Annotated in this window: 14 protein-coding genes; 6 read left to right on the forward strand and 8 right to left on the reverse strand. The window is 66.0% G+C overall.

Features of this window, described 5'->3' with window-relative positions:
* The first annotated feature begins 174 nt into the window (after window positions 1–174).
* From alr to OKW30_RS07485, 3 genes are all read left to right on the forward strand, one after another.
* Window positions 175–1,245, forward strand: a complete 1,071-nt coding sequence (alr, locus tag OKW30_RS07475) for an alanine racemase (RefSeq protein WP_429346397.1) — start codon at window positions 175–177, stop codon at window positions 1,243–1,245.
* Between the two features lie 3 nt (window positions 1,246–1,248).
* Window positions 1,249–2,625 carry a DNA repair protein RadA gene (gene radA, locus OKW30_RS07480; RefSeq protein ID WP_184056927.1) on the forward strand — a complete coding sequence of 459 codons (1,377 nt, stop codon included), beginning with the start codon at window positions 1,249–1,251 and terminating at the stop codon, window positions 2,623–2,625.
* Between the two features lie 153 nt (window positions 2,626–2,778).
* Window positions 2,779–3,057, forward strand: a complete 279-nt coding sequence (locus tag OKW30_RS07485; RefSeq protein WP_090800615.1) for a DUF2866 domain-containing protein — start codon at window positions 2,779–2,781, stop codon at window positions 3,055–3,057.
* Window positions 3,058–3,127: 70 nt separating this feature from the next.
* On the opposite strand, the gene OKW30_RS07490 is transcribed toward OKW30_RS07485, so the two are convergent.
* Together OKW30_RS07490 and OKW30_RS07495 are read right to left on the reverse strand one after the other, a co-directional pair.
* A complete protein-coding gene (locus tag OKW30_RS07490; RefSeq protein ID WP_018417629.1) occupies window positions 3,128–4,183 on the reverse strand; it encodes a CaiB/BaiF CoA transferase family protein in 1,056 nt (351 codons plus the stop codon).
* 108 nt (window positions 4,184–4,291) lie between these two features.
* Entirely contained in the window at window positions 4,292–6,247 is a 1,956-nt protein-coding gene (locus tag OKW30_RS07495) for an ATP-binding cassette domain-containing protein (RefSeq protein ID WP_429346398.1), read from the reverse strand.
* 166 nt (window positions 6,248–6,413) lie between these two features.
* Between OKW30_RS07495 and OKW30_RS07500 the strand changes: the two genes are divergently transcribed.
* The gene (locus OKW30_RS07500; protein ID WP_090800611.1) at window positions 6,414–6,893 is read left to right on the forward strand and encodes a glutathione peroxidase; all 480 of its coding nucleotides are present in this window, start codon (window positions 6,414–6,416) and stop codon (window positions 6,891–6,893) included.
* A 10-nt stretch (window positions 6,894–6,903) separates the two neighbouring features.
* Here the strand turns inward: OKW30_RS07500 and cls are convergent, their stop codons facing one another.
* The 6 genes from cls to dapC form a co-directional block, all read right to left on the reverse strand.
* Complete coding sequence (gene cls, locus OKW30_RS07505) at window positions 6,904–8,391, reverse strand: cardiolipin synthase (protein WP_184066218.1); 1,488 nt, start codon at window positions 8,389–8,391, stop codon at window positions 6,904–6,906.
* 201 nt (window positions 8,392–8,592) lie between these two features.
* The gene (gene prmB / locus OKW30_RS07510) at window positions 8,593–9,477 is read right to left on the reverse strand and encodes a 50S ribosomal protein L3 N(5)-glutamine methyltransferase (protein WP_429346399.1); all 885 of its coding nucleotides are present in this window, start codon (window positions 9,475–9,477) and stop codon (window positions 8,593–8,595) included.
* Window positions 9,478–9,491: 14 nt separating this feature from the next.
* A complete protein-coding gene (dapE, locus tag OKW30_RS07515; protein ID WP_429346400.1) occupies window positions 9,492–10,631 on the reverse strand; it encodes a succinyl-diaminopimelate desuccinylase in 1,140 nt (379 codons plus the stop codon).
* A 141-nt stretch (window positions 10,632–10,772) separates the two neighbouring features.
* Entirely contained in the window at window positions 10,773–11,138 is a 366-nt protein-coding gene (locus tag OKW30_RS07520) for an ArsC family reductase (protein WP_018417635.1), read from the reverse strand.
* The gene (gene dapD / locus OKW30_RS07525; RefSeq protein WP_184066209.1) at window positions 11,138–11,965 is read right to left on the reverse strand and encodes a 2,3,4,5-tetrahydropyridine-2,6-dicarboxylate N-succinyltransferase; all 828 of its coding nucleotides are present in this window, start codon (window positions 11,963–11,965) and stop codon (window positions 11,138–11,140) included. Before dapD ends, OKW30_RS07520 begins: the two co-directional genes overlap by 1 nt.
* Window positions 11,966–12,038: 73 nt before the next feature.
* Window positions 12,039–13,259: a succinyldiaminopimelate transaminase gene (dapC, locus tag OKW30_RS07530; RefSeq protein WP_429346401.1), complete on the reverse strand. Its 1,221-nt coding sequence runs from the start codon at window positions 13,257–13,259 to the stop codon at window positions 12,039–12,041.
* A 304-nt stretch (window positions 13,260–13,563) separates the two neighbouring features.
* Between dapC and OKW30_RS07535 the strand changes: the two genes are divergently transcribed.
* Both OKW30_RS07535 and smc read left to right on the forward strand, forming a co-directional pair.
* The gene (locus OKW30_RS07535) at window positions 13,564–14,625 is read left to right on the forward strand and encodes a DMT family transporter (RefSeq protein ID WP_187615382.1); all 1,062 of its coding nucleotides are present in this window, start codon (window positions 13,564–13,566) and stop codon (window positions 14,623–14,625) included.
* A 184-nt stretch (window positions 14,626–14,809) separates the two neighbouring features.
* Window positions 14,810–18,328: a chromosome segregation protein SMC gene (gene smc, locus OKW30_RS07540; RefSeq protein WP_429346402.1), complete on the forward strand. Its 3,519-nt coding sequence runs from the start codon at window positions 14,810–14,812 to the stop codon at window positions 18,326–18,328.
* The last annotated feature ends 94 nt before the right edge of the window (window positions 18,329–18,422 follow it).

Genomic DNA, 18,422 nt, shown 5'->3' on the forward strand with positions numbered 1-18,422 from the left:
TTGTCATGTGTCCGGGCTTATGCCGATCGAAATGGGTTGTGCGCACGGCTTTATATCATGAAAATAGCTGAATTCGGACTAGCAGAATCCTTGATCGCACCGCCCAGCGGGCCGCCGAGCGCTGAAAACGCCCTGTAAGCCGCTGATTCGCAAGTGTCTTTACGAAAAAATCCCATGCCGCGCCCCCTTTCCGCCACGATTCATACCGCTGCTCTCGCAAATAACCTCGCTGTCGCGCGGCGCTATGCGCCGAAATCGAAAATCTGGGCCGTCGTCAAGGCTAATGCCTACGGGCATGGCCTCGCGCGCGCGTTTCCCGGTTTGCGCGCTACGGACGGCTTTGGGTTGCTGGACCTCGAAGAAGCGGTGAAGTTGCGTGAATTGGGCTGGGCGGGCCCAATTCTTCTGCTGGAAGGCTTTTTTCGGCCGACCGACATCGACGTAATCGACCGCTACAGTTTGACCACGGCGCTGCATTCGGACGAGCAACTGCGCATGCTCGAAATGGCGCGTCTGTCGAAACCCGTCAATATTCAGTTGAAGATGAACACCGGCATGAACCGGCTCGGCTACACGGTCGAAAAATTCCGTGCCGCATGGGAACGTGCGCGCGCCTGTCAGGGCGTCGGCCAGATCACGTTGATGACGCATTTTTCCGATGCCGATGCCGAGCGCGGCATCGCGCATCAGATGGAGGCGTTCGAGCGTGGCGCGCAGGGCATCGCCGGTGCGCGCAGTCTGTCGAATTCGGCCGCGACGCTGTGGCATCCGGAAGCGCATTTCGACTGGGTGCGTCCGGGCATCATCCTGTACGGCGCGTCGCCGTCCGGCGTGACGGCCGCGATCGACGGCACGGGCCTGCAGCCTGCGATGACGCTCGCGTCGGAACTGATCGCCGTGCAGACGCTCGGCGAAGGCAGCTCGGTCGGCTATGGGTCGAGGTTCACTGCGCGCGGTCAGATGCGCATCGGCGTGGTCGCGTGCGGTTACGCGGACGGCTATCCGCGCGTCGCGCCGGAAGGCACGCCGGTGATCGTCGATGGCGTGCGCACACGGATCGTTGGACGTGTGTCGATGGACATGCTGACCGTCGACCTGACCCCGGTGCCGACCGCCAACGTCGGCTCGCGCGTGGAATTGTGGGGCACCGCGCTGCCCATCGACGACGTCGCGCAGGCCTGCGGCACGATCGGCTACGAGCTGATGTGCGCGGTCGCGCCGCGTGTGCCGGTTCGGGCGGAGTAACGCGTGGCGAAAGCGAAGACGTTGTACATCTGCGGGGAATGCGGCGGACAGTCGCCGAAGTGGTCCGGTCAATGCCCGTCCTGCCAGACGTGGAACACGCTCGTCGAATCGGTCGCGGAGGCGCCGTCCGGTCACCGTTTCCAGTCGCTCGCGAAGAGCACGCCGGTACGGCGCCTCGCCGACATCGACGCGTCGGACGTGCCGCGCTTTTCCACCGGCGTCAGCGAATTCGACCGCGTGCTCGGCGGCGGCCTCGTGCCGGGCGGCGTGGTGCTGATCGGCGGCGATCCGGGCATCGGTAAATCGACGCTGTTGTTGCAATCGCTCGCGGAAATCGCGGCGGACAAACGCGCGCTCTATATCAGCGGCGAAGAATCTGGCGCGCAGATCGCGTTGCGCGCGCAACGGCTGGCGTTGCTCGAACCCGGCTCGAAGGCAAGCGAGCTGCAATTGCTCGCGGAAATCCAGCTCGAAAAAATTCAGGCGACGATCACGGAGCAACGGCCTGAAGTCGCCGTGATCGATTCGATCCAGACCGTCTATTCGGATGCTTTGACATCGGCGCCGGGCTCGGTCGCGCAGGTGCGCGAGTGCGCGGCGCAACTCACGCGCATCGCCAAGCAGTCGGGCACGACGATCATCATGGTCGGGCACGTGACGAAAGAGGGCGCGCTCGCAGGTCCGCGCGTGCTCGAACATATCGTCGATACGGTGCTGTATTTCGAGGGGGATACGCACTCGTCGTACCGTCTCGTGCGCGCGATCAAGAACCGTTTCGGCGCGGTCAACGAACTCGGCGTGTTCGCGATGACCGAGCGTGGTTTGCGCGGCGTCGCGAATCCGTCGGCATTGTTTTTATCGCAGCACGAGCAGTCGGTGCCAGGCTCATGTGTGCTCGTCACGCAGGAAGGCACGCGGCCGTTGCTCGTCGAAGTGCAGGCGCTCGTCGATGCGGCCAACGCGCCAAATCCGCGACGCCTTGCGGTCGGCCTCGAACAGAACCGGCTCGCGATGCTGCTCGCGGTGCTGCATCGGCACGCGGGCATCGCCTGTTTCGATCAGGACGTGTTCCTGAACGCGGTGGGCGGGGTGAAGATCTCCGAGCCCGCCGCCGACCTCGCGGTATTGCTCGCGATCCATTCGTCGATGCGCAACAAGCCGCTGCCGAAGGGGCTCGTCGTATTCGGCGAAGTGGGCCTCGCCGGCGAAATCCGGCCGTCGCCGCGCGGTCAGGAGCGCCTGAAGGAAGCAGCCAAGCTCGGCTTCTCGGTGGCGGTGATTCCGAAGGCCAATGCGCCGAAACAGCCAATCGAAGGCTTACAGGTCGTTGCGGTCGAACGGATCGAACAGGCCATCGACCGCGTCCGCACGCTCGAATAGACGGGGGCCGGGACGGCTCGCCAGTACTTTGTACGCTTGCGGCACCGTAATGCCCGGTAAATATCTTCATATTGGCTGTAACCTGGTCGCCATCCCTTTTTTCTAAGCTGTAAGGATATGCATCCCGTCTGATGCTCGAAAAAGGATCGCGCCTTGAAACAGTCTCGTGAAACCGCTGCCCACCATAACATCCAGGTGCGCGGCTGCCGGGTCTCCGCACCGATTCATCAGCCGTGGGGCGGCGCTTGCCGGATCGTCGAGTGGATCGACACCGCGGGCCAGATCTCGCGGCGGGTAGTGGCTGAAGACGTAACGGCCGCCGAAGTGCGTGCCACGATCAGCCGCCATGTGGAAGGCCGCAAGCACCTGCTGTACGACGACGAAAAGTCGCCGCGGCAAACGCTGCCGAGGCAGACGCCGACGCGGCGTTGACGGCGGCGGGTTTTTCGATTGACCGGGCCTTGATCTTCATTGCGCCCGCGTCGCGGCTGCGCCACGCGCATTAGGCCCCGTCGTCGTGTGAGTCGGCGGCGCTCGCGGCCACCGCCGCATACGCGTGCGGATTGAACAGCGGATGCTGCGCCGCTTCAGCGGGCGTCAGCACCGGCGACACGCAGCAATCGAGCGATTCCAGCGATTCCACCCATTCGCCGAGCGTGCGCGTCGCAATCAGATTGGCGACTTCCTGAATGAGTGCCACGGCATCGGGACCGCCGATCGCCTGACCCAGGCTCCAGTGACGCGTCGCCCATTCCGGCCGATCGAGCGCCATGCACAGCGTTTCCCAGAACTTCAATTCGAGCGCGCCGACCGCGAGCCAGCGTTCATCGCTGGTGCGGTAGAGGTTGTAGCAGGGCACGCCGCCGTTCAGCAGACCACTGCCCGCGGCGGGCGCCGCACCTTCGTTGACGAGCGACACCTGCGCGACGAAGTTGTGCGCATAGCTCGTGTGCGTCATCGATACATCGACGAAGCGGCCCGCGCCGCCTCGCGCGACATGCCAGAGCGCCGCGAGAATCTGCGTGACCGCGCTCAATGCGCCGCCGAGCAGATCGGCGATCTGGAAGTTCGGCAGGATCGGCGCACCGTCGCGGTTCGCCAGTTGATCGAGCACGCCTGCATAGCCGATGTAATTCAGATCGTGGCCGGCATGGTCCGCGAACGGACCGCTCGCGCCATATCCGCTGATCGCGCAATAGACGAGCCGCGGATTGGCTGCGCTGAGCGTCGCGTAGCCGAGGCCGAGCCGCTCCATCACGCCGGGCCGGAAGCTCTCGATCAGCACGTCGGCTTCAGCCGCGAGTGCGCGCAGCACCTGGCGTCCTGCTTCGGACTTGAGGTCGAGGCGCGTCTCGCGCTTGCCGCGATTGACCATCCGGTAAAACGCGCCGGGTCGGCCCGCGACACGATCGCTCGACGACTGCATCATCGTGCGAGTCGGGTCGCCCGCGCCGGGCGCCTCGATCTTCAGCACATCGGCGCCGAGCTCGGCGAGGCGCAGCGCGGCCACCGGACCCGGCAACAGACGCGTGAGGTCGAGCACGCGCAGTCCTTGCAACGGCGGCGCATCGGCTGCCGATGCAGCTTCGGATTCTGGGGCCGATAACCCGGACGATGAATTCGCAAATGACAAAGCCAAGCTCCCGTGGATGCCGGCGCGGTGCCGCTAGCCGATCTGTTCGAGTTCCTCGTGCGTCTCGAGCCATTCGGCTTCGAGCGTGTCGAGGCGCGCGTTCACGTCTGCCTGACGGCGGATCGCCTCCGTCAGCTTGCTCTTCTGCTCCGGTTCGTAACTCGCGGGATCGGCGACGAATGTATCGAGCGTCGCTTTCTCCGCGTTGAGTGCGTCCATTTCCTTTTCGATTTTCGCGATGCGGCTTTGCAGCGGCTTCTTCAGATGCGCGAGCTTCTGCCGCGTTTCCGCTTCGAGGCGGCGCTGTTCCTTGCGATTGACGTTGCTGTCGCCACTTGCCGCGCCGTTGGACGCTGCGTCCGACGCACCGGAAGCATTGGCCTTCAGCGCGGCGCGCTTCTCGGCTGCATGCTGCAGCAGCCAGTCGCGGTAGTCGTCGAGATCGCCGTCGAATTCCTGCAGACGATGCTTCGCGACCAGCATGAACTGATCGGTCGTCGCGCGCAGCAGATGCCGGTCGTGCGAGACCAGGATCAGCGTGCCTTCGAATTGCGCGAGCGCCATCGTCAGCGCGTGGCGCGTTTCGAGGTCGAGGTGGTTGGTCGGCTCGTCGAGCAGCAGCAGGTTCGGCTTTTGCCAGATGATCAGCGCGAGCGCGAGGCGTGCCTTCTCGCCGCCCGAGAACGGCGCGATCTTCGCGGTCGCCATGTCGCCGGAAAAGTTGAAGCTGCCGAGGAAGTCGCGCAGCTCCTGCTCGCGCGTATCGGGCGCGAGACGCGCGAGGTGCTGCAACGGGGTATCGTCCGGACGCAGCGTTTCGAGCTGATGCTGCGCGAAGTAGCCGATGCGCAGACCCTTGCCTTCGCGTACGTGGCCGCTCAACGGTTCGAGCGTGCCCGCGAGCGTCTTGATCAGCGTCGACTTGCCCTGGCCGTTCGCGCCGAGCAGGCCGATGCGCTGACCATTCTGGATCGACAGCATCACGCGCTCGACGATCGGAATCCCGCTGCCGTCTTCGGCATGGTAGCCGCAGCGCACGTCTTCCATCACCATCATCGGATTCGGCGCGGAGTCGGGAGTGCGGAACTCGAACGTGAACGGCGACCCGACGTGCGCGGGCGCGATCAGCTCCATCTTCTCGAGCGCCTTCACCCGGCTTTGCGCTTGACGCGCCTTGGTGGCCTGCGCCTTGAAGCGGTTGATGTAGCTCTGCAGATGCGCGACCGTGCGCTGCTGCTTTTCGTACGCGCTCTGTTGCAGCGCGATCTGCTGCGCGCGCAGCACTTCGAATTGCGAGTAGTTGCCGCCGTAGCGTTTGATCTGCTGGTTCTCGAGATGCAGCGTGACGTTGCAGGCGGAATCGAGAAACTCGCGGTCGTGCGAGATCACGATCAGCGTGCCCGCATAGCGATTCAGCCAATCTTCCAACCAGACGATCGCGTCCAGGTCGAGGTGGTTGGTCGGTTCGTCGAGCAGCAGCAGATCGGAGCGGCACATCAGCGCCTGCGCCAGATTCAGGCGCATGCGCCAGCCGCCCGAGAAGCTGCTGACCGGCTCGCGGGTCTGCTCGAGCGTGAAGCCGAGGCCGAGCAGCAACGCTTCGGCGCGAGCCGGCGCGGTGTAGCCGTCGGCGTCGGCGAACGCGGCGTGCGCTTCGGCTTCTGCCGCGCCGTCGTGCGCCGCGGAGGCCGAAGCGATGCGCGCTTCGATGTCGCGCAGCGCGGCGTCGCCGTCTAGCGTGTAGGCGAGGGCGGTTTTGTCGACGGCGGGCGTTTCCTGCGCGACGTGCGCGATGCGCCAGGTCGGCGGGATCGAGAAATCGCCGCCGTCCGCATGCAGTTCGCCGAGCAGCACGGCGAACAGCGTCGACTTGCCCGCGCCGTTCGCTCCGACGAGGCCGGCTTTTTCACCGGGGTTCAAGGTGAACGTGGTGTTGTCGAAAAGCGGCTTGGTGCCGCGCGCGAGGCTGAACTGATTGAAGCGGATCACGACGTGGCCGGCTGAAGAAAACCGCTATTTTAGACTGCCCGGCGCGTTGCCGGGCGCGCGGCGCCGATTGCCCGTCTGTCACTTCGCGCGCAGCGCTCATCGGCCATCCGGCCGACTGTATCGGCAGCGCTTTTGGCATAGACTGACGGCTTTCACGGGAGGGCACATGACATCGATCTTTTCGTTTTCGGCACGCACGCTCGGCGGCGAGGAAGCGAGTCTCGCGCAGTACGAAGGCAAAGTTATGCTGATCGTCAATACCGCGAGCGAATGCGGGTTCACGCCGCAATACGCGGGCTTGCAGAAACTGTATGACGCGTACGCGGCGCGCGGGCTCGCGGTGCTCGGTTTTCCGTGCAACCAGTTCGGCAAGCAGGAGCCGGGCGACGCCGCGCAGATCGGCAGCTTCTGCGAGAAGAACTACGGCGTGACGTTTCCGATGTTCGACAAGATCGACGTGAACGGTCCGAACGCGCACCCGCTGTTCCGCTATCTGACGATCGAGGCGCCGGGACTGCTCGGTCTCGAGGCGATCAAGTGGAATTTCACGAAGTTTCTGATCGGCCGCGACGGCAACGTCGTCAAGCGCTATGCGCCGCTGACCAAGCCCGAGGCGATCACCGGGGATATCGAAGCGCTGCTGTAAGCGGGCACGCCTACAGGATCGGCGAAAAGAGCCGCGCGACGTGCATCAGCATGCGTCGCAGCGCGCTCGACTTGTGGTACTCGTCGCGGTCGATTTCGCGCGACTCGGCAAAGTCGTCGAGCAGCATCGTCTCGACTTCGAGCGCGAAGCCGCGGTCGACGGTCAGCACCATGATCTCGAAGTTCAGGCGAAACGAGCGGTTGTCGAGATTGGCGCTGCCGATCGCGGCCGCGCTGCTGTCGATCAGCACGACCTTCTGATGCAGGAAGCCCGGCTGATAGCGGAAGATGCGAATGCCCGCGCGCAGCGAGTCGTACGCATAGAGCTTCGACGCCGCGAACACCACGAGGTGATCGCGCCGGCTCGGAATCAGGATGCGCACGTCGACGCCGCGCAGCGCAGCGAGGCGCAACGCAGCGAATACGGCTTCGTCGGGGACGAGGTAGGGCGTCGTGATCCAGATGCGTTCACGTGCCGCGTTGATTGCTTCGACGAAAAACAGCGAGCAGGTCTCCTGCTTGTCGGCCGGGCCGCTCGGCAGCACGAGGCAGTGCATGTTGTTCGCGGCGCGCTCGTTGGCGCCGTGGTCGCCGGGCTGGTCGAAGGATGGGGTCACGGAATCCGCGGCCGGCGCGTCGAACTTGGGCAACTGCTGCGTGGCCCAGTACCAGTCCTCGATGAAGACGAACTGGATGCTTGCGACCGCCGGACCACGCACTTCGATGTGCGTATCGCGCCACGGCGACAGCGGCGGCTTCGCGCCCAGATATTCGACCCCGACGTTATGACCGCCGACAAACGCGCGCTCGCCGTCGACCGCCACGATCTTGCGGTGATTGCGGAAATTCAGTTGCAGACGGTTGACGAAGAGGCGGTTCGTGGCGAACGGCTGCATCTCGATGCCGGCGGCGCGCAGCGCCGCGACGTAGCGGTGCGGCAGATCGAAGCTGCCGATACTGTCATACAGGAAGTACACCCGCACGCCCTGTTTGGCTTTGGCGATCAGCGCGTCCTTCAGCATGTCGCCGAGCGCGTCGTCGCGCACGATGAAGAATTGCACGATCACATAGCGGCGCGCGTTCTCGATCGCCTCGAAGATCGCCTCGAAAGTCGCCGTGCCGTTGACCAGCGTGCGCACGCTATTGCCGGGCAGGAACGGCATGCCGCCGAGGCGCGTCAGCGACTGCACGAGCCGCGAGCCGAGCTGCTGCGTCGGCACCCCGGCCGACGACGCCTGCGTGTCCCACACCAGCGGATGCGCGCGCGTGCGCAGCAGCTCGTTCTCGACGCGGCGCGCGTCCGCGTAGCCGGCGAACTTGCTGCGGCCAAGAAACAGGTAGGGTACGAGCGTCAGATAAGGCATCGCGACCAGCGACACGGCCCACGCGATCGCCCCTTGCGAGGTGCGGGTATGGAGAATCGCGTGAGCGGCCGCGATGATGCCGAGAATGTGGGCAACAGCAACCAGCGTGCCGACGTGAAGCAGGTCGAATGACATAAGCTCGCGAACAGTTGGCGAAGCGCCGTGGTTCAGGAAACGGAGGCGGGCACGGGCTCGCTCCGTGGTCTGCGGCGAACGCGTCGGGCAACGGGCTCAGGCTGCGGTTGCGGGCAAGGCCACGCGCTGTCGCGGCGATTGCTCGTGACCCTGCCTGAGAAACGCGCTTGAAACGACGCTCAAACGGTCAGCATGCCGGACTCAGACCGGCAAGTCGCTGGCCTGGATCAGAAACACGTTGTCGTCGCCGGCGCTGGTCGACAGCCACACGAGGTCGAGACCGCCGAACGCGGCCTCGACGTGCTCGCGTTCGTTGCCGATCTCGATGACGAGCACGCCGTCTTCGGTCAGCCAGTTGCGCGCGTCGGCAATGATCCGGCGCACGATGTCCATGCCGTCCGCGCCACCGGCGAGCGCCATCTCCGGCTCGTGCCTGTATTCGGCCGGCAGCTCCTGCATCGACGTGGCGTTCACGTACGGCGGATTGCTGATGATCACATCGTAGCGGCGCTCGGCGAGCGGCGCATACAGATCGCCTTCGAACAGCGCGACGCGCTCGTCGAGGTGGTAGTCCAGCACATTGCGCGTCGCGACTTCGAGCGCGGGCGCGGACAGATCGACCGCGTCGACGTCGGCGTTCGGGAACGCGTGCGCGGCGACGATCGCGAGGCACCCGGAGCCGGTGCACAGTTCGAGCACCGCGCCGACCTGCTCGGGGTCCTCGACGTACGGCTGCAGGCCGTCCTGCAGCAGCTCGCCGATGAACGAGCGCGGCACGATCACGCGCTCGTCGACGTAAAAGCGATAGCCGTGCATCCACGCTTCCTGCGTGATGTACGCGGCCGGCACGCGTTCGGCGGCGCGTCGCTCGATCACTTTCAGCACCGCCTCGATTTCGGCCGTGGTCAGGCGCGCGTCGAGAAACGGTTCGAGCAGGTCGAGCGGCAAATGCAGCGTGTGCAGGATCAGATAGGCGGCTTCGTCGTAGGCATTGGCCGAGCCGTGGCCGAACGACAGTTTGGCCTCGCTAAAACGCGACACTGCATAACGCAGCAGGTCGCGGACGGTGCAAAAAGGAAGCGTCATCGCAAAGTTCCAGGTTACGCGATCAGTTGTTCGAGCACGCGGCGATACACGTTCTTCAGCGGCTCGATATGGGCGACTTCGATATGTTCGTCGATCTTATGGATGCTCGCGTTCAGCGGGCCGAACTCGATCACCTGCTTGCAGATGCGCGCGATGAAGCGGCCGTCCGACGTGCCGCCGGTGGTCGACAGTTCGGTGTCCACGCCGGTTTCGTCCTTGATCGCCTGCGCGAGCGCGCTCGACAGCTCGCCGCTCGGGGTGAGAAATGGCAGGCCGCTCACGGTCCATTGCAGTTCGTATTCGAGGCCGTGTTTGTCGAGAATCGCATGCACGCGCTTTTGCAGTCCTTCGACGGTGCTCGCGGTCGAGAAGCGGAAGTTGAACATCACGTCCGCGTGGCCGGGGATCACGTTGGTCGCGCCGGCGCCGCTGTGGAGGTTCGACACCTGCCAGGTGGTCGGCGGGAAATATTCGTTGCCTTCGTCCCAGCGCTCGGCGACGAGTTCGGCGAGCGCTGGCGCCAGCAGGTGCACCGGATTCTTCGCCAGATGCGGGTAGGCGATATGGCCCTGCACGCCCTTGACGATCAGCTTGCCCGACATCGAGCCGCGCCGGCCGTTCTTGACCATGTCGCCGAAACGCTCGCTCGAGGTCGGCTCGCCAACGATGCAGTAGTCCATGCGCTCACCGCGCTGCTGCAATGCTTCGACGACCTTGACGGTGCCGTCGGTGGCGGGACCTTCCTCGTCGCTCGTGATCAGGAACGCGATCGAGCCGCGGTGCTCGGGGTGCGCGGCGACGAACTCCTCACTCGCGACGACGAAGCCGGCGATCGACGCCTTCATGTCCGCCGCGCCGCGGCCGTACAGCTTGCCGTCGCGCTGGGTCGGCTCGAACGGCGCCGAGCGCCACTGTTCGAGCGGGCCGGTCGGTACCACGTCGGTGTGGCCGGCGAACGCGAGCAGCTTGCCTTGCGTTCCGTCGACGCCGCGTTTGACGGCCCACAGGTTGGTCACGCCGTTGGATTCGATCGTCTCGTGCTCGAAGCCGAGCGCGGCGAGGCGCTCGATCAGGAGACGCTGGCAATGCTGATCGTCGGGCGTGACGGACGCGCGCGCGATCAGTTGTTCGGTAAGGGCGAGGGTGCCGGACATGGATTCAGTACAAGCCACTTTGAAATGAAAAAATGCCGGCTCGCGGTGAGGCACCGCAGCCGGCAACAGCCTTTGAACGACGCGGCGCGAGGCCGCGCGTTCGACTACCTCGTGCTGGAGCCTGGCGCTTCAGCGCCGCGCTCAGACAAACAGCGCCGCGTACTCGTCCGCCGAAAAGCCGAGCGACTTCACCCGCCCGTTCACGACCAGCACCGGCCGCTTGATCACCGACGGCTTGTGGATCATCAGCGCGATCGCGCCCGGCTGCGTTTCCGCGGCCGCCTTCATGTCGTCGGACAGAGCGCGCCACGTCGTGCCGCGGCGGTTCAGCAGCGCGTCGAGCTTGACGTCCTTGAGCCAGTCCTGCACGAGCGGCTCGGTCACGCCGGCCTTCTTGAAGTCGTGGAACTCGAACTCGACGCCGTGCTCTTCGAGCCACACACGGGCCTTCTTCACGGTGTCGCAGTTCGGAATGCCGTAGACGACGGTTTTGGTGCCGCGCGCCATCAATCGCCTCGCAGCAACTCGTTCAGGCCGACCTTCGCGCGCGTCTTCGCGTCGACCTTCTTGACGATGACCGCGCAGTACAGGCTGTGCGTGCCGTCCTTCGACGGCAGGTTGCCCGCCACCACGACCGATCCCGCCGGAATGCGGCCGTACGTGACTGCGCCGGTTTCGCGGTCGTAAATCCTGGTGCTCTGGCCGAGGTACACGCCCATCGAGATCACCGAGTTTTCCTCGACGATCACGCCTTCGACGACTTCCGAGCGCGCGCCAATGAAGCAGTTGTCTTCGATGATGACGGGGTTGGCCTGCAGCGGCTCCAGCACGCCGCCGATGCCGACGCCGCCCGACAGGTGCACGTTCTTGCCGATCTGCGCGCACGAGCCGACGGTGGCCCACGTGTCGACCATCGTGCCTTCGTCGACGTACGCGCCGATGTTGGTGTACGACGGCATCAGCACGACGTTCTTCGCGATGAACGAGCCGCGGCGCGCGATCGCGGGCGGCACCACGCGGAAGCCGCCGGCGGCGAAGTCTTCAGCGGTGTAGTTCGCGAACTTCGACGGCACCTTGTCGTAGAACTGGCTGTAGCCGCCGGCCGGCATCGGCGCGTTGTCTTCCAGACGGAACGACAGCAGCACGGCCTTCTTCAGCCACTGGTTGACGACCCAGTCGCCGTCCTTCTTTTCGGCGACGCGCAGCGCGCCCTTATCGAGTTGCTCGATCGCATGGGCGACGGCTTCGCGCACTTCTGCCGGCGCGGCTTTCGGCGACAGTTCGGCGCGGTTGTCCCAGGCGGTATCGATGATGCTCTGAAGTTGTTGCGACATAGGCGTGATTATCTGAAGGGTTGAAGTCTGAAGAAGGGCATGCCGTGTAGCTCAAGCGAGGCTCAGGCTGAACTCAGTTGACACTGAGCGAGCGGCAGAATTCGACGATCCGCTGCGCGCCCGCCGTGCATTCGTCGACGTCGGCGACGAGCGCGAGGCGCACGAAATTGCGGCCGGGGTTCACGCCGTGCGCGGTGCGCGCGAGGAACGAGCCCGGCAGAACCGTCACATTATAGTCGGCGTAGAGGCGCTGGGCGAACTCGGTGTCCGTGAGGCCGGTGCGCTCGACGTTGGCCCACAGGTAGAACGCGGCGTCGGGCAGCCGCACGTCGAGCACGTCGGCGAGCATCGGCGTGACGGTCGTGAACTTGCGCAGGTACCTGGCGCGGTTCTCGCGCACGTGCGTCTCGTCGCTCCATGCGACCACGCTCGCGCTTTGGAACACGGTCGACAGCGCCGTGCCGTGGTACGTGCGGTACAGCAGGAATGCCTTGAGAATCGCGGCGTCGCCGGCGACGAAGCCCGAGCGCATGCCCGGCACGTTCGAGCGCTTCGACAGACTCGACAGCATCACGAGGCGCTCGAAGCCGCGTCCGAGCTTGTGCGCGGCTTCCAGTCCGCCGAGCGGCGGCGTCGACTCGTCGAAATAGATTTCCGAGTAGCACTCGTCCGAAGCGATCACGAAGCCGTAGCGCTCCGATAGCGCGAACAGCTCGCGCCAGTCGTCGAGCGTGAGCACGGCGCCGGTCGGGTTGCCCGGCGAGCAGACGTACAGCAGTTGCGTGCGGGCCCACACGTCGGCGGGCACCGCCGAGTAGTCGCACGCGAAGTTGCGCGCCGGGTCGCTGTTGACGAAGTACGGCTGCGCGCCGCCGAGCAGCGCCGCGCCTTCGTAGATTTGGTAGAACGGGTTCGGACAGAGTACGATCGCAGGCTCGCCGTCAGCATCGCGGCGCGGATTGAGCACCGTCTGCGCGAGCGCGAACAGCGCCTCGCGCGAGCCCGCCACCGGCAGCACCTCGGTCAGCGGATCGAGCGGCGGCAGGTCGTAGCGTTGCGTGACCCATTTCGCGATCGACTCGCGCAGCGGCGCCGAGCCGAGGGTGGCCGGATACGCGGCGAGGCCGCCGAGCGAGTCGATGACGGCGTCGCGGATCAGCGGCGGGGTTGGATGTTTCGGCTCGCCGATGCCGAAGCTGATGTGCGCAAGGCCGGCCGGCGGCGTGACGTCCTTGAAAAGCAGGCGCAGCTTTTCGAACGGATAGGGCTGAAGGGAGTCGAGTAGCGGATTCACGGACGAAATGGCCTGATCGGGATGGACGCGGACGAATGGCGGGACAACCGGGCACGCGCGCCGGCGGGCGGCGGCGAACGGACGATTATAGCGTGGCGCGCCCGCGGACCAGGCGGGAGCCAGGCGCGCGGCGCGGGAGCAATCCGCGAGGCGGCACACCGGGGCGCCGCGGCGGGAACGGCGCGAAATCCGCCACGGTTCGTGTAAAAGAATACGCAGGAGCAGCAATGTACGCAGCAGTTCAGGAGACGGCCGGCTGGACCCTCATACGACCCGCCCACGACGCCCGTCGGAGTCCCGCCCCGTGACCAACTGGCTTCGCAACGGCTGGCCGACGCTCGCGATCATGCTGGGCGCGTCGGTCTGGGGGATGGTCTGGTATCCGCTGCGGATGCTGGCCGCGCTCGGGGTGACCGGCACCGCCGCGAGCGCGCTCACGAGCGGCACCGGCTGCCTGTTCGTGCTGCTCGTGCGGAATGGCGCGCTGAAGACCGTGCGGTGGCACTGGCTGCTGCCGGCGCTCGCGCTCGCCGCGGGCGTCACGAATCTCGGCTTCGTGTGGGGCGCTATCCACGGTCAGGTGATGCGCGTGCTGCTGCTGTTCTATCTGACGCCCGCGTGGACCGCGCTGTTCGCGCATTTCATCCTGCACGAGCGGCTCACGTGGTCGGGCGCGGCGCTGGCCGCGCTGTCGCTCGCGGGCGCGATGACGATGCTATGGTCGCCGCGTCTCGGCATTCCGGTACCCGGCAATCCCGCCGAATGGGCCGGGCTCGCCGGCGGCATGGGCTTCGCGATGAGCAACGTGCTGATCCTGAAGACGAGCCGCGTGCTGCCGGACATGAAGCCCGAAATGCGCACCGCGGTGATCTTCGGCGGCGCGGCGCTGTTCGGCGCGCTCGCGTCGCTGTTCGAGCCGATGCCCGCGCCGCCCGTCGGCGCGCATCTGGGCACGGCGGCGCTGCTGGTGCTCGGTCTCGGTCTGCTGCTCGCGTCGAACAACATGCTCGTGCAATACGGGCTCTCGCGCGTGCCGGCCAATCGCGCGTCGATCATCATGCTGTTCGAACTCGTCGTGACGGCGCTGTCGGCGTGGCTGTTCGCCGGCGAAGTACCGGGCCCGCGCGAATGGGCCGGCGGCGCGTGCATCGTGCTCGCGTCGGCCTTGTCGAGCTGGGTGCATCGGACGAAACTGGCGCCGCCCGATCCCGCCATCGGGGACACGGAGGGGCCCGGCGGCGACGATGGACGCGGTGGTCAATGCGGTAGCAAACGCGGCGACCATCGCGGTGACGAACCCGGCCCTGACGGCGACAGTGACGACCGCCGAAAGGGCGGTAAGAATCGTCCACGCGCGATGGTATGATTCCCCCTCATTAGCCGGCGCATGCGTACCTGTGTGTGCCTCAGAGATGCATGAGCGCATGCAGCCGGCAACCAAATTGCGAAGGCTCGCGAGGTTGCGCGGGGCCGTCCCGCTGCGGCGGTGAACGACTGGCGCAACCTCGCGAGCCACCTATCACTCTCTCTTTTCAAACAGCGAAATCGCCGTGCGGCTCACCTCGATCAAACTCGCTGGTTTCAAATCCTTCGTCGATCCCACGCATTTCCAGGTCCCAGGCCAGTTGGTTGGCGTGGTCGGTCCGAACGGATGCGGCAAATCCAACATCATCGACGCCGTGCGCTGGGTGCTCGGCGAATCGCGCGCCTCTGAATTGCGCGGCGAGTCGATGCAGGACGTGATCTTCAACGGCTCGACCGCCCGCAAGCCCGGCAGCCGCGCGAGCGTCGAACTCGTGTTCGACAACGCGGACGGCCGCGCCGCCGGCCAGTGGGGCCAGTATGCGGAGATCGCCGTGAAGCGCGTGCTGACGCGCGACGGCACGTCGAGCTACTACATCAACAATCTGCCGGCGCGGCGCCGCGACATCCAGGACATCTTCCTCGGCACCGGCCTCGGGCCGCGTGCGTACGCGATCATCGGGCAGGGCATGATTTCGCGGCTGATCGAGGCGAAGCCCGAAGAGCTGCGCGTGTTCCTCGAAGAAGCCGCCGGCGTGTCGAAGTACAAGGAGCGCCGCCGCGAGACCGAGAACCGTCTGCACGACACGCGCGAGAACCTGACGCGCGTCGAGGACATCGTCCGCGAGCTCGGCACGAATCTAGAGAAGCTCGAGGGGCAGGCGGTCGTCGCGACCCGTTATCGCGAGCTGCAAAGCGACGGCGAGGAAAAGCAGCGTCTGCTGTGGTTGCTGCGCAAGAACGAGGCGGCCGGCGAGCAGCAGCGCCAGCAACGCGCGATCGAGCAGGCGCAGATCGACCTCGAGGCGCAAACCGCGAAGCTGCGCGAAGTCGAGGCGGAACTCGAAACGCTGCGCGTCGCGCACTATTCGGCGAGCGACGCGATGCAGGGCGCGCAGGGCGCGCTGTACGAGGCGAACGCGGAAGTGAGCCGGCTGGAAGCCGAGATCCGCTTCATCGTCGAATCGCGCAACCGCGCGCAGGCGCAGATCGCCGCGCTGACCGCGCAGCGCGAGCAGTGGCAATCGCAGGCCGACAAGGCGCAGGACGATATTGCCGACGCTGAAGAGCAACTGGCCGTCGCTGAAGAAAAAGCCGTGCTCGCCGAAGAGGACGCCGCCGCGAAGCACGATGCGCTACCCGCCCTCGAAGCGCGCTGGCGCGACGCCCAGGCGGAGCTGAACACCGAGCGCGGCGGCATCGCGCAGACCGAGCAGGCGCTGAAGCTCGAAGCCGCGCATCAGCGCAATGCCGATCAGCAGTTGCAGCAGCTGCAGCAGCGCCATGAGCGGCTGAAATCGGAACAGGGTGGCCTCGACGCGCCCGACGAGGCGCAGCTCGAGGCATTGCGCGTGCAGCTCGCCGAGCACGAGGAAATCCTTCACGACGCGCAGGGCCGCCTCGCCGACGCGCAGGAAACACTGCCGCGGCTCGACGGTGAACGCCGCGCCGCGCAGGAGCGCGTGCAGGCCGAAAGCGCGCAGATCCATCAGCTCGACGCGCGCCTCGCCGCGCTCAGGCAGTTGCAGGAAAACGTGCAGACCGAAGGCAAGATCCAGCCGTGGCTCGACAAGCACGAGCTGGGCAGCCTACCGCGTCTGTGGAAGAAGCTGCATGTCGAGGCCGGTTGGGAAACCGCACTCGAAGCGGTGCTGCGCGAGCGCCTCGCCGCGCTCGAAGTGTCGAATCTCGACTGGGTCAAGGCGTTCGCAACCGACGCGCCACCGGCCAAGCTCGCGTTCTACGCGCCGCCCGCGGCTGGTCAGCCTGCCCCGGCGGCGGGCGCGCTGCGCTCGCTGCTGTCGCTCGTGCGCATCGAGGACGCGGGTATTCGCGCGGTGCTGACCGACTGGCTGGGCCTCGCGTTCGTCGCCGACGATCTGCAGCAGGCGCTTTCGATGCGCGCGCAGCTGCCCGAGGGCGGCGCGTTCGTCGTCAAGGCGGGGCACGTGGTCACGCGCGTCGGCGTACAGCTGTATGCGGCCGATTCCGAACAGGCCGGCATGCTCGCGCGTCAGCAGGAAATCGAAAACCTCGGCCGCCAGGTGCGCGCGCAGGCATTGCTCGCCGACGAGGCGAAGGCCGCCGCGATCCGCGCCGAAGCCGCGCACACGCAAGCCGCGCAGGCGCTCGCCGAGCTGCGCCAGCAGGCCGAACGCGCGACGCAGCGGGTGCACGCGTTGCAGATGGACGTGCTGAGGCTCACCCAGGCACACGAACGCTACACGCAGCGCAGCACGCAGATTCGCGAGGAACTCGAAGAGATCGCCGCGCAGATCGACGAGCAGCGGGCGCTGCGCGCCGAGTCGGAAGCGAACTTCGAGCGTCACGACGGCGAGCTCGCCGAACTGCAGGCGCGCTTCGAAGACCACCAGCTCGCGTTCGAAGCACTCGACGAAGAACTGACGACCGCCCGCGGCGAAGCACGCGAGCTCGACCGCGCCGCTACCGACGCGCGCTTCGCCGCGCGCAACATGGCGAACCGCATCGACGAATTGAAGCGCAGCATCCAGGTCGCGCACGAGCAGAGCGAGCGCGTCGCGGGCGCGCTCGAAGACGCGCGCGCCGAACTGGAAACGATCAACGAGCAGACCGCGCACACCGGGCTGCAGGACGCGCTCGACATCCGCGCCGTGAAAGAAGAGGCGCTGCGCGCCGCGCGCGTCGAGCTCGACGACCTGACCGCGAAGCTGCGCTCGGCCGACGAAACGCGCCTCACCGCCGAGCGCGCCCTGCAGCCGCTGCGCGACCGCATCAATGAATTGCAGTTGAAGGAGCAGGCCGCGCGCATCAGCGGCGAGCAGTTCGTCGAGCAGCTGGCCGCGGCCGGTGTCGATGAAGCCGAACTGCAAGCCAAGCTGACGGCGGACATGAAGCCGTCGTACCTGCAGGGCGAAGTCACGCGCATCAACAACGCGATCACCGCGCTCGGGCCGGTCAACATGGCCGCGCTCGACGAGCTGAAGGCCGCGACCGAGCGTAAGAGCTTCCTCGATTCGCAGTCGGCCGACCTGACGAGCGCGATCGAAACGCTCGAAGACGCGATCCGCAAGATCGACGCCGAAACGCGCACGCTGCTGCAAAGCACGTTCGACGAAGTGAACCGCCATTTCGGCGAGCTGTTCCCGCGTCTCTTTGGCGGCGGCCAGGCGAAGCTGATCATGACCGGCGACGAAATCCTCGACGCCGGCGTGCAGGTGATGGCGCAGCCGCCGGGCAAGAAGAATTCGACGATTCACCTGCTGTCGGGCGGCGAGAAAGCGCTGACCGCGACCGCGCTCGTGTTCGCGATGTTCCAGCTGAATCCCGCGCCGTTCTGTCTGCTCGACGAAGTGGACGCACCGCTCGACGACGCCAACACCGAGCGTTTCGCGAATCTGGTACGGGCGATGTCCGACAAAACCCAGTTCCTGTTCATTTCGCACAACAAGATCGCGATGGAGATGGCGCAGCAGCTGATCGGCGTGACGATGCAGGAGCAGGGCGTCTCGCGGATCGTCGCGGTCGACATGGAAACGGCGGCGGGTTTCGCCCAGAATATCGTTTGAGTTAACGCCTTCGCGGGCATCCGCATCCAGCGCAGCGGCCTCGATGAGCGCCGCGCGGTACGTGGAGCGGACGACAGGCCCGCGCGGATAGAAG

The sequence above is a fragment of the Paraburkholderia sp. Clong3 genome (assembly GCF_050436485.1).
Classification (GTDB): Bacteria; Pseudomonadota; Gammaproteobacteria; order Burkholderiales; family Burkholderiaceae; genus Paraburkholderia; species Paraburkholderia tuberum.

Bases quoted from the DNA above. Each gene is read 5' to 3' on its own strand.
- OKW30_RS07500 (WP_090800611.1), top strand. From the start codon at position 6,414: ATGACATCGATCTTTTCGTTTTCGGCACGCACGCTCGGCGGCGAGGAA.
- dapD (WP_184066209.1), bottom strand. From the start codon at position 11,965: ATGTCGCAACAACTTCAGAGCATCATCGATACCGCCTGGGACAACCGC.
- OKW30_RS07520 (WP_018417635.1), bottom strand. From the start codon at position 11,138: ATGGCGCGCGGCACCAAAACCGTCGTCTACGGCATTCCGAACTGCGAC.
- dapE (WP_429346400.1), bottom strand. From the start codon at position 10,631: ATGTCCGGCACCCTCGCCCTTACCGAACAACTGATCGCGCGCGCGTCC.
- alr (WP_429346397.1), top strand. From the start codon at position 175: ATGCCGCGCCCCCTTTCCGCCACGATTCATACCGCTGCTCTCGCAAAT.
- prmB (WP_429346399.1), bottom strand. From the start codon at position 9,477: ATGACGCTTCCTTTTTGCACCGTCCGCGACCTGCTGCGTTATGCAGTG.
- cls (WP_184066218.1), bottom strand. From the start codon at position 8,391: ATGTCATTCGACCTGCTTCACGTCGGCACGCTGGTTGCTGTTGCCCAC.